This window comes from Streptomyces sp. BBFR25 (assembly GCF_044590125.1).
Lineage (GTDB): Bacteria > Actinomycetota > Actinomycetes > Streptomycetales > Streptomycetaceae > Streptomyces > Streptomyces canus_D.
This window is the reverse complement of record NZ_CP172447.1, coordinates 6770414-6782854: the sequence shown is the minus strand read 5'-3', so window position 1 is coordinate 6782854 and position 12441 is coordinate 6770414. Positions and strand designations below refer to the sequence as shown.

Annotated in this window: 12 protein-coding genes and 1 pseudogene; 4 read left to right on the top strand and 9 right to left on the bottom strand. The window is 71.1% G+C overall.

Features of this window, described 5'->3' with window-relative positions; genetic code table 11:
* Positions 1-59: 59 nt before the first annotated feature.
* The 6 genes from ACGH52_RS30925 to ACGH52_RS30900 all read right to left on the bottom strand — a co-directional run bounded on the left by ACGH52_RS30925 (position 60) and on the right by ACGH52_RS30900 (position 5735).
* Positions 60-641 (bottom strand): sugar kinase, encoded by a 582-nt coding sequence (locus ACGH52_RS30925; RefSeq protein WP_107487871.1) that lies wholly within the window; start codon positions 639-641, stop codon positions 60-62.
* On the bottom strand, positions 638-1786 hold the full coding sequence (locus ACGH52_RS30920) for an ROK family glucokinase (RefSeq protein ID WP_059300381.1): 1149 nt from the start codon (positions 1784-1786) through the stop codon (positions 638-640). The genes ACGH52_RS30925 and ACGH52_RS30920 overlap by 4 nt, the downstream gene beginning before the upstream one ends.
* 138 nt (positions 1787-1924) lie before the next feature.
* Complete coding sequence (locus ACGH52_RS30915; RefSeq protein WP_059300382.1) at positions 1925-2716, bottom strand: ATP-binding cassette domain-containing protein; 792 nt, start codon at positions 2714-2716, stop codon at positions 1925-1927.
* The gene (locus tag ACGH52_RS30910; protein WP_121703656.1) at positions 2713-3753 is read right to left on the bottom strand and encodes an ABC transporter permease; all 1041 of its coding nucleotides are present in this window, start codon (positions 3751-3753) and stop codon (positions 2713-2715) included. The genes ACGH52_RS30915 and ACGH52_RS30910 overlap by 4 nt, the downstream gene beginning before the upstream one ends.
* Positions 3750-4754, bottom strand: coding sequence for a sugar ABC transporter substrate-binding protein (locus ACGH52_RS30905; RefSeq protein WP_076977022.1), 1005 nt, complete (start codon positions 4752-4754; stop codon positions 3750-3752). The genes ACGH52_RS30910 and ACGH52_RS30905 overlap by 4 nt, the downstream gene beginning before the upstream one ends.
* A gap of 243 nt (positions 4755-4997) precedes the next feature.
* Positions 4998-5735 carry a myo-inositol degradation transcriptional regulator gene (locus ACGH52_RS30900; RefSeq protein WP_121703674.1) on the bottom strand — a complete coding sequence of 246 codons (738 nt, stop codon included), beginning with the start codon at positions 5733-5735 and terminating at the stop codon, positions 4998-5000.
* A gap of 128 nt (positions 5736-5863) precedes the next feature.
* On the opposite strand from ACGH52_RS30900, the gene ACGH52_RS30895 reads away from it, so the two are divergent.
* From ACGH52_RS30895 to ACGH52_RS30885, 3 genes and pseudogenes are all read left to right on the top strand, one after another.
* Complete coding sequence (locus ACGH52_RS30895; protein ID WP_059300386.1) at positions 5864-6877, top strand: Gfo/Idh/MocA family oxidoreductase; 1014 nt, start codon at positions 5864-5866, stop codon at positions 6875-6877.
* A gap of 43 nt (positions 6878-6920) precedes the next feature.
* Positions 6921-7628, top strand: a pseudogene (locus ACGH52_RS30890) (IS630 family transposase); the annotation flags it as partial.
* A 448-nt stretch (positions 7629-8076) separates the two neighbouring features.
* Positions 8077-8277, top strand: coding sequence for a hypothetical protein (locus tag ACGH52_RS30885; protein WP_399944041.1), 201 nt, complete (start codon positions 8077-8079; stop codon positions 8275-8277).
* 16 nt (positions 8278-8293) lie between these two features.
* Here ACGH52_RS30885 and ACGH52_RS30880 read toward each other — a convergent pair whose 3' ends face one another.
* Positions 8294-8689: a ribonuclease domain-containing protein gene (locus ACGH52_RS30880; protein WP_059300390.1), complete on the bottom strand. Its 396-nt coding sequence runs from the start codon at positions 8687-8689 to the stop codon at positions 8294-8296.
* A 177-nt stretch (positions 8690-8866) separates the two neighbouring features.
* On the opposite strand from ACGH52_RS30880, the gene ACGH52_RS30875 reads away from it, so the two are divergent.
* Entirely contained in the window at positions 8867-9643 is a 777-nt protein-coding gene (locus tag ACGH52_RS30875) for an SDR family oxidoreductase (protein WP_121703661.1), read from the top strand.
* Positions 9644-9720: 77 nt separating this feature from the next.
* Here ACGH52_RS30875 and alc read toward each other — a convergent pair whose 3' ends face one another.
* Both alc and allB read right to left on the bottom strand, forming a co-directional pair.
* A complete protein-coding gene (alc, locus tag ACGH52_RS30870; RefSeq protein WP_399944036.1) occupies positions 9721-10851 on the bottom strand; it encodes an allantoicase in 1131 nt (376 codons plus the stop codon).
* 64 nt (positions 10852-10915) lie between these two features.
* On the bottom strand, positions 10916-12253 hold the full coding sequence (allB, locus tag ACGH52_RS30865; RefSeq protein ID WP_059300393.1) for an allantoinase AllB: 1338 nt from the start codon (positions 12251-12253) through the stop codon (positions 10916-10918).
* Positions 12254-12441: the final 188 nt, after the last annotated feature.

Sequence of the window (12441 nt, the reverse complement as noted above, 5' to 3'; positions counted from 1 at the left end):
CGGGCGGGGTCTGACAATCGGCTCCGACGGCCTGCCGCCGGGCACCGGGGCCACCGGTCCTACGGAACGGTGTGCGAGACGACGTACACCATCGGGTAGTCCGGGTTCTCCATGTTCACGACGACGTCCTGGGTCGGCGCCGGGTTCTCCTGCTCGTTGACGACACCCCACCAGGAGCCGGACCCGCCGAACTCCCAGCCGGTGACCCGCTGGGCGCGGTCGCTGATCGCGATCCTGCCCTTCTTCAGCGCGTCCCGGTCGACTCCCAGGCCCGCCAGGAAGACGTCGAGTCCGGCAGCGGTGGTCTCGAACTGGACGTAGAGCCGGCTGGTCTTCCAGTTGTTCGTCTCGTAGTACGCGACCTCTTCGGAGGGCACCGGGACGGGCACCTCGTAGATGCGGCGCTGCAGCTTGGAGGGCCAGCCCTCGGTCATGCCGGTCGCCGCGTACTTCGCCTCCTTGTCCCGCCCGCTGTCCCGGCTCTGGCTCGCGGAGATCGCGAGGTAGCCGGCCGGGACGCCGATGAGCAGCACGATGGTGATCAGGGTGAGCGCGCGCCGGCGGATCATGTGCCGACGGCCCTCCGCGGCCGGACCGGTCGGCTCCGGAGGGCCGGGCTGGTGGGGCAGGGATTCCGTCACAGCGACTCCTGGGACGTGCGGCGGGCCTCGGCGTACCGCTCGTAGCGCTCGTAGCGCTCCACCCGGCGCCGCTTGGCGCGGCGGAACCGGCGGGCGACCAGCCTGGCCAGGTCGGCGGCGCCCACCATACCGGCCTCGGGGCCGAGCTGGGCCCGGACGATACGGGCCTCGGGACGGTAGCCGCGGCCGGTCAGCTGGCGCTTGAAGGCGTCGCGCGCGGGACCGATCAGCAGGTCGTCGGCGGCGCTGACGCCACCGCCGATGACGAAGCAGGACGGGTCGAGGGCCGCGGCGAGGTTCGCGATGCCGACGCCGAGCCACTGTCCGATGTCCTGGAGCAGCTCGACGCACATGGCGTCGCCCTCGCGGGCCAGTTCGGTGATCATCGGGCCGCTGATGTCGCCGATGCTGCCCTTGACGTGCTCGATGATCCCGTAGGCCACCGGCGAGTCGGCGGCGGCCATCTCGCGGGCCTCCCTGACCAGGGCGTTCCCCGAGCTGTACTGCTCCCAGCAGCCGCGGTTGCCGCACGGGCAGCGGTGGCCGCCGGGGACGACCTGCATGTGCCCGAACTCGCCGGCGACGCCGTACTTGCCGCGCTTGACCTGGCCGTCCTCCAGGATCGCGCCGCCGATGCCGGTGCCGAGCGTGATCATGACGAGGTGGTCCTCGCCGCGCCCGGCGCCGAAGCGCCACTCGGCCCAGGCCGCGGTGTTGGCGTCGTTGTCCACCAGGACGGGGACCGCGAGGCGGCCGGCGATGCGGTCGCGCAGCGGTTCGTTGCGCCAGGACAGGTGGGGGGCGAACAGCACGCGGTTGCGGTCGGCGTCGACCCAGCCGGCCGCGCCGATGCCGACGGCGTGCACGTCGTGCCGGTCGGAGAGGTCCAGGACCAGCTCGACGATCGTGTCCTCGACGACCTTCGGGCTCTTGGACTTGTCCGGGGTCTCCGTGCGGAGCTTCTCCAGGATGTTGCCGTCGGCGTCGACGACGCCCGCCATGACCTTCGTGCCGCCGATGTCGATGCCGACCGTGGGCACGCGGGGCGCCGTCAGGTGGGAGCGGCGTTCCCTCGTGCCCACGGTGCGCAGGACGGGGGCGCGGCGGGAGCCGATGGGGGCGGTGAAGTCGCGGTAGGTGCTCATCGGGTGCGATTGTGCCGCACGGGTGTGCCGGGTGCCGAATGGGACAGGGGGTGGGTGCAACGGTTCTTTGCCGGGTGCGGGTGCGTCGTGGCTGGTCGCGCCCACGCCGCGGAGCCGCAAACAACACAGCCCGCGCCCCTAGCGGCGTTCCAGTTCATGGCGTAGATCGTCCAGCTCCGTTCCACCGGCCATCTGCTGGGTCAGCTCGTCCAGTGTGACCTCGTCACGCATCTGATTGGCCACCATCGTGCCCCGTTTCAGCAGCACGAACCGGTCCCCCACCAGGTACGCGTGGTGTGGGTTGTGGGTGATCAGCACGACGCCCAGGCCCTGGTCACGTGCCGCCGCCACATATTTGAGGACCACACCCGACTGCTTCACCCCCAGTGCCGCCGTCGGTTCGTCGAGGACCAGGACCTTCGCGCCGAAGTACACGGCGCGGGCGATGGCCACGCACTGGCGCTCGCCGCCGGAGAGGGTGCCGATGGGCTGGTCGACGTCGCGCAGGTCGATGCCCATGCGCAGCAGTTCCGCGTGGGTGGTGCGGCGCATGTGGTCGACGTCCATGCGCTTGAACGGGGCGACGCCCTTGCGCGGCTCGGAGCCGAGGAAGAAGTTGCGCCAGACCGGCATGAGCGGGACGACGGCCAGGTCCTGGTAGACGGTGGCGATGCCGCGGTCCAGGGCCTCGCGCGGGGAGGACAGACGGGTCTCCTCGCCGTCCAGGCTCAGCGTGCCGCCGTCGTGCTGGTGCAGCCCGGAGATGATCTTGATGAGAGTGGACTTGCCCGCGCCGTTGTCGCCCAGGACGCAGGTGATCTCCCCGGCGTGGACCTCCAGGGTCACGCCTTCGAGGGCGCGTACGTTGCCGTAGTTCTTGCTGACGCCGGACAGCTCGACGAGCGCCGTGCGGCCTTCGGTCTGCGTCATGTGGTGGCCTCCGCGCGCTTGCGGACCCAGGCGTTGAGCAGGGTCGCGAGGAGCAGCATCGCTCCGAGGAAGAACTTGAACCAGTCGGGGTTCCACTCGGCGAAGACGATGCCCTTGCTGGTCATGCCGAAGATGAGCGCGCCGACCGCCGAGCCGACGGCGCTGCCGTAGCCGCCGGTGATCAGACAGCCGCCGATGACGGCCGCGATGATGTAGATCAGCTCGTTGCCGACGCCCTCGCCGGACTGGACGACGTCGTAGGAGAAGAGCAGGTGCTGGCCCGAGATCCAGGCGCCGAGGCCCACGCCCATGTAGAGGCCGATCTTGGTCCTGGTGACCGGGACGCCGACCGCGCGGGCGGCGTCCTTGTTGCCGCCGACCGCGAAGATCCAGTTGCCCGCGCGGGTGCGCAGCAGGATCCAGCTGGCGACGGCGACCAGGGCGAGCCACCACAGGATGGTCACCTTGAAGCCGACGCCGCCGATGGTGATCGTGGAGGCGAAGACGTCGCGGGCGGAGGGGAAGCCCTCCATGTCGGCGATCGACTTGGTGGAGACGGTGCCGTCGATGAGCTTGGTGAAGCCCAGGTTCAGGCCGGTCAGCATGAGGAAGGTGCCCAGCGTGATGATGAAGCTGGGGAGTTTGGTGCGGGTGAGCATGAAGCCGTTGAAGGCGCCGATCGCCAGGGTGACCAGCAGTGACACGCCGACGCCGACCCAGACGTTGGCGGTCATCTGGTAGCTGAACATCGACGACACCAGCGCCGAGGAGGTGACCATGACGCCCGCGGACAGGTCGAACTCGCCGCCGATCATGAGCAGCGCCACCGGGACGGCCATGATGCCGATCGTGGAGGCGGCGTAGAGCACCGTGCTGAGGCTGGCGGCGTGCAGGAAGCTGTCGGCGAAGAACGCGAAGAAGACGAAGACGGCGATCGCGCCGACGACGGAGCCCAGCTCGGGGCGGCCCAGGAGTTTGCGCAGCGGAGAGGTCCGCAGAAGCCGTTCGTCGGCCTCCTTCACCTGCGTGGCGTTCATCGGGTGCCCCGCTTCGTGTAGTCGGCCAGCGCGGCGGCGTCGTCCTTGGTGATGATCTGCGGCCCGGTGAGCACCGGACGGCCGCCGCCGAGGACGTCGGCGTTGTACTTGTACAGCCACAGCAGGTCGACGGCCTCGTAGCCCTGGAGGTAGGGCTGCTGGTCGACGGCGAAGCCGAGGGTGCCGTCCTCCAGCCCGGCCGCCACCTTGGCGTTGAGGTCGAAGGTGTCGATCTCGGCCTTGCTGCCGGCGCCCTGCTTGGCCTTGACTGCGGTGTCGGCGTAGGGGGCGCCGAGGGTGACCACGGCGTCGACGGACGTGTCGGTCTGGAGCTTGGCCTCGATGGCGGACTGCACGTCCGGCATGCTGGTGCCGTTGACGTAGAGCCGCTGGACCTTGCCGTCGAAGGTCTTCTCCACGCCGTCGCAGCGCTGTTCGTGGCCGACGTTGCCCTGCTCGTGGAGCACGCAGATCGCCTGCTCGCGGCCCCGCTGGTTCAGTTCCTCGCCCACGGCCTCGCCCGCGATCGTCTCGTCCTGGCCGACGTGGGTGAGGGCGCCGAACTCCTTGGACTCCGCGGAGCCGGAGTTCACCGTGATCACGGGGATGCCCGCCTTGTGCGCGCGGGCGAGGGCGGACTTCATCGCGTCGGGCTTGGCGAGCGTGACGATGATGCCGTCGACCTTCTTGTCGATGGCCGCGTTCACGAGCTGGGCCTGCTGCTGCGCCTCGTCGTCGTGGGAGTAGAGGAAGTTGATGTTGTCCTTGAGCGCGGCCTGCTCGGCGCCGCTCTGGACGATGTCCCAGAAGGTGTCGCCGTCACCCGAGTGGGTGATCATCGCGAAGGTCCAGCGGGGGGTGTCCACCGCCGCCCTGCCCTCGGCCGACGCGGCCTTGCGGGCGTCCTCGGCGCGCTTGCCGCCGGTGCTGCTGCAACCTGCCAGGGACACCGAGAGTGCCCCTGCCAGCGCGATGCCCACCCATGTCCGAAACCGTGCCACGAGGCCGTGCCCTTCTTGCTGTGCCGTGCTGTGCGTGCGGGGCCTGTCACCACCCCGACCGGGTTCTGGAAACCCCAAACGCCCCATTGTCCGACACACAAGCGGAGCCTTTGCCTCCGGGGACCGGCCGAGGGTCACATTGTCCGGACATTGCGACGAACCCGCACGGTGGAAGCCGCCGCCGGGAGCCGTCGGTGGCGGCCGCCGCCGGGAGCCGCGTGAGCCGCCCCCGGACGCGGTCGCTCAGGACCGCACGAGCAGCTGGAACTCGAAGGAGTAGCGGGACGGCCGGTAGGTGTGGGTGCCGAACTCGACCGCGCGTCCCGTGTCGTCGAAGGTGATGCGCTCCATCGTGAGCAGCGGGGCGCCCGCCTCCTCGGCGAGCCGCTCCGCCTCACCGGTGGTGGCGGCGCGGGCACCGATGGACTGCCGGGCGCTGTGCAGGGTGATCCCGGCGGCGCGCATCAGCCGGTAGAGGCCGGTGGCCTCCAGCTGCCCGGTGTCCAGGTCGACGAGGCCGGGCGGCAGGTAGTTGCACAGGTACGCCATCGGTTCGCCGTGCGTCAGCCGCAGCCGCTCGATGCGGTGCACGTCGCTGTCCTCGGCGACGCCGAGCGCGGCGGCGATCTCCGCGGTGGCCGGGACGACGGTGTTGACCAGGACCTTCGTGGCCGGGCGCTGGCCCGCCGCCTCCAGGTCGTCGAAGAGGCTGCTGAGTTCCAGGGGGCGCCGGACCTTGCTGTGCACGACCTGGGTGCCGACGCCGCGGCGGCGCACGAGCAGGCCCTTGTCGACGAGCGACTGGATGGCCTGGCGGACGGTGGGCCGGGACAGCCCGAGCCGCGCGGCCAGCTCGATCTCGTTGCCCAGCAGGCTGCCGGGGGTCAGCGCGCCGTGCTCGATCGCGGCCTCCAGCTGCTGCGACAGCTGGAAGTACAGCGGCACGGGGCTGCTGCGATCCACGCTGAGGTCCAGCGACACGGTCGGGTCCACTTCTGGTTTCGGCACGGGCCGAGCGTAGCTCCGTGCGCAGATGACGGGAAGTTGTGTAGTTCGATTGTCCGGACATACGCATTGACAGGGAGCGGCTGTGAGCCCACTTTGATTCCATGCGCATCGGGGTCATCGGAACGGGCCGCATCGGTACCGTTCACGCCAACACGCTCAGCCGCCACCGCGACGTCGGGTCCCTGATCCTCACGGACGCCGACCTCGCGCGGGCCCAGGACCTGGCGCACCGGCTGGGCGAGACGGCGGCACCGGGAGTGGACGAGATCTTCCAGTGGGGCGTGGACGCGGTGGTGATCACCACGGCGACACCGGCCCACGCGGAGCTGATCGGACGGGCGGCCCGCTCCGGGCTGCCGGTGTTCTGCGAGAAGCCCATCGCCCTCGACCTGCCCGGCACGTTACAGGCGATCGCCGAGGTGGAGGCCGCCGGGACGATCCTCCAGATGGGCTTCCAGCGCCGCTTCGACACCGGCTACACCGGGGCCCGGGAGGCGGTGCGGTCCGGGCGGCTCGGCCGGCTGCACACCGTACGGGCGGTGACGAGCGACCAGACCCCGCCGCCCGCCGAGTACCTGCCGCAGTCCGGCGGTCTCTACCGGGACACGCTCATCCACGACTTCGACGTCCTGCGCTGGGTGACCGGGCGGGAGGTCGCCGACGTGTACGCCGCCGGGTCCGACGCCGGTCCGCCGATGTTCCGCGCGGCGGACGACGTGGACACGGGCGCGGTGCTGCTCACGCTGGACGACGGCACGCTGGCGACGGCGACGGCGACGCGGCTGAACGGGGCGGGGTACGACGTCCGCATGGAGCTGGCCGGGGAGCTGGACCAGATCGTCGTGGGCCTGGACGACCGTACGCCGATCGCGTCCACCGAGCCGACCGGTCCCCCGGCCGCCGACAAGCCGTGGACGGGTTTCGTGGAGCGCTTCGGGCCCGCCTACGAGGCCGAGCTGAACACGTTCGTGCAGGTGGTGCGCGGCGAGCGGGCCAACCCCTGCGACGGGCGCGAGGCGCTGCAGGCCCTGCGGATCGCGGAGGCCTGCGACGTCTCCCGCCGCGAGCGCAGACCCGTACGGCTGGCGGAGGTCCCCGAGACGCTCCCCTCCTAGTCTTCTGAGTCAGGAATTCTGTTCAGATGTATAGGGTTGTGGGGTGGCGCGTACTGGGCGGCCGAAGGCCGAGTTGGTCCTGTCGGATGAGGAACGGGCTGCGCTGGAGGGATGGGTGCGGCGCCGTTCCACCCCGCAGGCGTGGGCTTTGCGGTGCCGGATCATCCTGGCCTGCGCGACCGGTGCGTCGAACAAGGACGTGGCCGCCCAGCTCGGTTCGACACCGCATGCGGTGGGCCGCTGGCGGAAGCGGTTCGTCGAGCACCGGATCGCCGGGCTGGGTGACATGCCCCGCTCCGGCGGGCCCCGGACGGTCACCGACGAGCAGGTCGCCGCTGTGGTGACCAAAACGCTGGAGACCGCGCCGAAGAACGCCACCCACTGGTCGACGCGGGCGATGGCCACGGAGATGGGCCTGTCGCAGTCGACCGTGTCGCGGATCTGGCGGGCGTTCGGCCTGCAGCCGCACCGCACCGAGACCTTCAAGCTGTCCACGGACCCGTACTTCGTTGACAAGGTCCACGACGTCGTCGGCCTCTATCTGGACCCGCCCGAGCGGGCCTTGGTGTTCTGCGTCGACGAGAAGTCGCAGATCCAGGCGCTCGACCGGTCCCAGCCGGTGCTGCCGATGATGCCGGGTGTCCCGCAGCGGGTCACCCATGACTACGTGCGCGCGGGCACCACCACACTGTTCGCGGCCCTGGAGGTGGCCACGGGGAAGGTGATCGGCTCCCTGCACCGCCGGCACAGGGGCACAGGCCAGGGCGCCGATCAGCTGGTCCGCGACGGCCATGGCGGGTGAGAGGTCCGGCTCCTGGTCCAGCGCGTCGGCGGTCAGGAGGCCGAGGGTGACGGCGAGCAGGAAGCAGGCGAAGTCGACGACCCAGTCGCGCGCGGTGCGCCGGGGACGGCCGCCGGGCCGCCGGGGCTGCGGGTACAGGTCCTCGACCAGCGCCGCCGGCAGCACCCAGCGCCGTTTCGCGAAGGCCGGGGGCACGGTGGGCTGCTCGTCACTGTTCACAGTCGACAAATCTACGCAGGAGCGGTGCCCGGAACCGCCGGTCGGCGGGGACCGTCGACCAAAGTCGCGCGAGCGGCGACTTTGGGCGCGCGCTGCGCGTGCGCCGGCTCCTTCCGTCGGGCAGGACTCGCCCCGCGGCCGATGTGTGTGGGGGGACCGCGGGGCGAGAGTCGGGATCATGAAGCAACTGTTGGAGTTCCTGGGTTTCCTCGCCGTGCTCCAGGGCGCGATGGGCCTGGTGCACGAGTTCACCGACTGGAACGTCGGTCTGGTGCAGCGGATCGGCGTCCTGGACGGCTACGAGGTCTACGCGAGCGTCGTGCTGCTCGCCCTCGGCGGCGCGCTGTTCGCCGCCGCCGAGAGCCGCAAGGCCCGGTGAGTCGGCGGGCCGGTTCTCAGCAGCCGTGGTCGACGAGGTCGAACGACGCGTAGTGGTCGGCCGTGTAGTAGTCCTCCTGGTTCTCCTCACCGGTGACGATCCGGCGGGCGCCGCGCGTGTCGGAGCCCGGCGTGATCACCGTGTACTCGTGGTAGTACCCGGAGGACTGGCTGGGCAGGATGCCCTCCCGGTTCTGGAAGACGGTCCCGTCCTGCTCGAACGGGTAGGGACCGCCCTGCTCGATCAGGTCGAGCGTGTCGTGCGCCTGGGAGGGCAGGTCGCTGTAGCAGATGTCGCCGACCGCCGCGGGGGCGGCGCCGGCCGTGGTCGCGGAGACGGTGCCGCCCACGAGGAGGGCGGACAGGACTGCGGCTGCTGCGCCGAGCCGAGCGGCGCGTGGGGGGAATCGCATGCGCTCATGATGACGCGCGTAGACAGTGGCATGTCAATGACAAGACGGTGGAGTTTCCCGGGACGTCATATGTGTTTTCCGCGTGTTCACACCACTGTTCGACACGGGCGGGGCACCGCTCAGGTCGACGTCCGTTCACCGCCAGCACGGGCACGGCGACCCGGCTGGGATGGACCCATGAACACGAACACGCACACGAACCCACTCGCCACCGCCACCGCTCCCCTGACCGGCCGCACAGCACTCGTGACCGGCGGCAGCCGGGGCATCGGCGCGGCGACCGTCCTGCGGCTGGCACGGGAGGGCGCGGACGTGGCCCTCACCTACGTGAACGGCAAGGACGCGGCCGAGGACGTCGTACGGGCCGTCCGGGCGCTGGGGCGCCGGGCGGTGGCCCTGCGCGCCGACTCCGGCGACGCGGACGAGGCGGCGGGGGCGGTCGAGCGGGCCGCCACGGCGCTCGGCGGCGGCCTCGACGTACTGGTCAACAACGTGGGCCTCGGACTGCTCGGCCCGCTGGAGAGCCTCTCCCCCGCCGACGTCGACCGGCTGCTGGCGGTGAACGTCCGCGGCGTCTTCCTCGCCTCGCAGGCGGCCGCGGCCCGCATGACCGGGGGCGGGCGGATCATCACCGTCGGCACCTGCATGACCCAGCGGGTGCCGGGGCCCGGCGGGACGCTGTACGCGACGAGCAAGTCGGCGCTGATCGGGCTGACCAAGGCGCTGGCCCGGGAGCTGGGCCCGCGCGGGATCACGGCGAACATCGTGCACCCGGGACCGATCGACACCGACATGAACCCGGCGGACGGCCCCTACGCGGACGGGCAGGCGGCCATGACGGCGCTGGGCCGCTTCGGCACGGCGGACGAGGTGGCCTCGACGGTGGCGTACCTGGCGACCGCCTCGTACGTCACCGGCGCGGAGTTCGCGGTGGACGGCGGCCACGCCGCGTGACCCCTTGCGGACATGCGCGCGGGGCGCACCGGTGCTGTCCTGCCGGTGCGCCCCGCGGGTCTGTGCCGAGCGGCGGGTCAGCCGCCCAGTTCCTGGTGGCGGGCGGCGAGGCGGGCCGCGCCGTCCTCGGTCAGGGAGCCGAACAGGCGCAGCCGGGAGATGCCGCCGTCGGGGAAGATGTCCACGCGCGCGTGGGTGCCGACGGCCGTCTCGGGCAGCACGAAGCGGTGGTTGGTGTCGGGCTGCATCCGGGTGCGCGTGAGCACCTCGCGCCACTCGCCCGCCTCGCCGTCCTTGACGGAGACGGACGCCCAGCCCGCGCTGTTGCCCTTCAGGTACGCCGTGTCGATCTCGATGGCGCGGATCTGGGCGCGGTCCACCAGGCGGTACTGGATCCAGTCGTTGCCCCGGTCGCGGCGGCGGCGGGTCTCCCAGCCGTCGTCCATCTTGCGGGAGCGGCCCGGCTGGATGGTGTTGGTGGCCGGCGAGTAGAAGAGGTTGGAGGCGTCCTCGACCTGGCCGCCGTTCTCCAGGGCGACCACGTCGAAGGTGCCGAGGGCGGTGAGCCAGGCGGGGTCCGGGACGACCTCGCCGTACACGCGCAGGCGGGCGATGCCGCCGTCCGGGTGCTGCTTGAGGCGCAGGTGGGTGAAGCGCTGCTCGGCCGAGACGGCGAACCCGTTGGCCGCGTGGCCGCCGACCGCGGTGCGCGGGACGAGGGTCGTCCACTTCACGTCGTCCGCGAGCAGTTCCTCCGGCGACGGGGAACCGGCGACCGAGGCGCCCTCGACGGAGACGGCCTGCGGGTAGTTGCCGCGGAAGTGGGCGGTGTCGACGACGATGCCGCGGATGACGCCGGGGGCGCCGAGGCGGATCAGCGCCCAGTCGTGGTCCTCCTCGGTGGGCCAGGGCTGTTCGGCCGAGACGCCGCGGCGACGGCGGGTCTCCCAGCCGTCCATGACCTTGCCCTTGTGCCCGAAGTGCTCGGGGTCGAACTCGGCGGGCCCGGGCACCAGCAGGTTCTCGCGCTGGGCGAAGAACTCGTCGTTGGCGGCGACGACACCCGCGCCGAGCTGCCGGTCGGCAAGGTTGGCGTACTGGGTGAAGGGAAGGTCGGCGGTGCGGTAGTCCGCGTACGGGTCGCCGCCTCCGTAGGGCTGGGCGTCGCCGGTGAAGCTGGCCAACGAGGTGTTCTGCTGGGCCGTCACGGTGATCAGGTGTTCCTTTCGGGGCTGTTCGGGGGGTACTGGATTCAGGGAGTGTCCGGGCACGTCAGGCCCGGTCGAGGAGCTGTCCCTTCGGGTCGGTGAACGCGCCGTCCGCCACGACGCGCGTGCCGCGCAGCCAGGTGGACTTCACGACGCCGTACAGGGTCTTGCCCGCGTACGCGGTGACGCGGTTGCGGTGCTGGAGGGCGGCCGGGTCGACGGTGAAGGTCTCGTCGGGGGCGAGGACGGCGAAGTCGGCGTCGTGTCCGGCCGCGATGGCGCCCTTGCGGCCGTCGAGACCCACCTGGCGTGCCGTGTTCACGGACATCCAGCGCACGATGTCCTCCAGCCCCAGACCGCGCTCGCGAGCCTTGGTCCACATGGCCGGCAGGCTGAGCTGGAGCCCGGCGATGCCGCCCCAGGCGGTGGCGAAGTCGTCGGTCTTCAGGTCGGCGGTGGACGGCGAGTGGTCGGTGACCACGCAGTCGATCGTGCCGTCCGCCAGCGCCTGCCACAGCAGATCCTGGTTGGCGGCCTCGCGGATGGGCGGGCAGCACTTGAACTCGCTGGCGCCGTCCGGCACTTCCTCGGCGGTGAGGGTGAGGTAGTGCGGGCAGGTCTCGACCGTCACCCGCACGCCGTCCGCGCGGGCCTCGGCGATCAGCGGCAGGGCGTCGCTGGAGGAGAGGTGCAGGACGTGCACACGGGCGTTGAACCGCTTGGCCTGCGCGAGCAGGGTGGCGATCGCGGTGTCCTCGGCGTCGCGCGGGCGGCTGGCGAGGAAGTGGGAGTACTTGGGGCCGCCCTGCTGCGGGGCGGCGGCCAGGTGGTGCGGGTCCTCGGCGTGCACGATCAGCAGGCCGTCGAAGGCGGCGATCTCCGCCAGGGACCGGGCGAGCTGCTCCTGGTCGAGGTGCGGGAACTCGTCCACCCCCGACGGCGACAGGAACGCCTTGAAACCGAAGACACCGGCCTCGTGCAGCGGGCGCAGGTCCTTGACGTTGTCCGGCAGGGCGCCGCCCCAGAAGCCGACGTCGATGTGCGCCTTGTCGGCGGCGACCTCGCGCTTGGTGCGCAGGTTGTCGACCGTGGTGGTCGGCGGGATGGAGTTGAGCGGCATGTCGACGAGGGTGGTGATGCCTCCGGCGGCCGCGGCGCGGGTGGCGGTCCAGAAGCCCTCCCACTCGGTGCGGCCGGGATCGTTCACGTGCACGTGGGTGTCGACCAGGCCCGGCAGGACGACATGGTCGCCGACGTCCTCGAGCCGGGCGCCGTCCGGGACGGGGGCGTCGTACGGCAGGACCGCCGTGATCTTCTCACCGGTCACCGCGATCGACGCGGCGCGTGTCCCCTCGGGGGTGATGACGCGCGTCGAGCGCAGCACCAGTTCAGCTCCGGACACCCGAAACCCCTCTTTCTGCCGCCGAGTTTCTTCAACGTTCTGTTGAAGTCTCCTGTCGAAGGAGTCTTCATTCCCGCCTCCGTGCCGTCAAGAGGCACCCTTTGTGCGGGCACGCCCACGGCTCAGCCCTGGACGTTTCCACAAAGCGGAATTAGAATTCCAGCAAGCAGAACGTAGCTACGTACAAG

Coding starts and splice junctions, on each gene's coding strand:
- ACGH52_RS30910 (WP_121703656.1), bottom strand. CDS start 3,753: ATGAACGCCACGCAGGTGAAGGAGGCCGACGAACGGCTTCTGCGGACC.
- ACGH52_RS30875 (WP_121703661.1), top strand. CDS start 8,867: ATGAACACGAACACGCACACGAACCCACTCGCCACCGCCACCGCTCCC.
- ACGH52_RS30895 (WP_059300386.1), top strand. CDS start 5,864: ATGCGCATCGGGGTCATCGGAACGGGCCGCATCGGTACCGTTCACGCC.
- ACGH52_RS30920 (WP_059300381.1), bottom strand. CDS start 1,786: ATGAGCACCTACCGCGACTTCACCGCCCCCATCGGCTCCCGCCGCGCC.
- ACGH52_RS30880 (WP_059300390.1), bottom strand. CDS start 8,689: ATGCGATTCCCCCCACGCGCCGCTCGGCTCGGCGCAGCAGCCGCAGTC.
- ACGH52_RS30915 (WP_059300382.1), bottom strand. CDS start 2,716: ATGACGCAGACCGAAGGCCGCACGGCGCTCGTCGAGCTGTCCGGCGTC.
- ACGH52_RS30885 (WP_399944041.1), top strand. CDS start 8,077: ATGAAGCAACTGTTGGAGTTCCTGGGTTTCCTCGCCGTGCTCCAGGGC.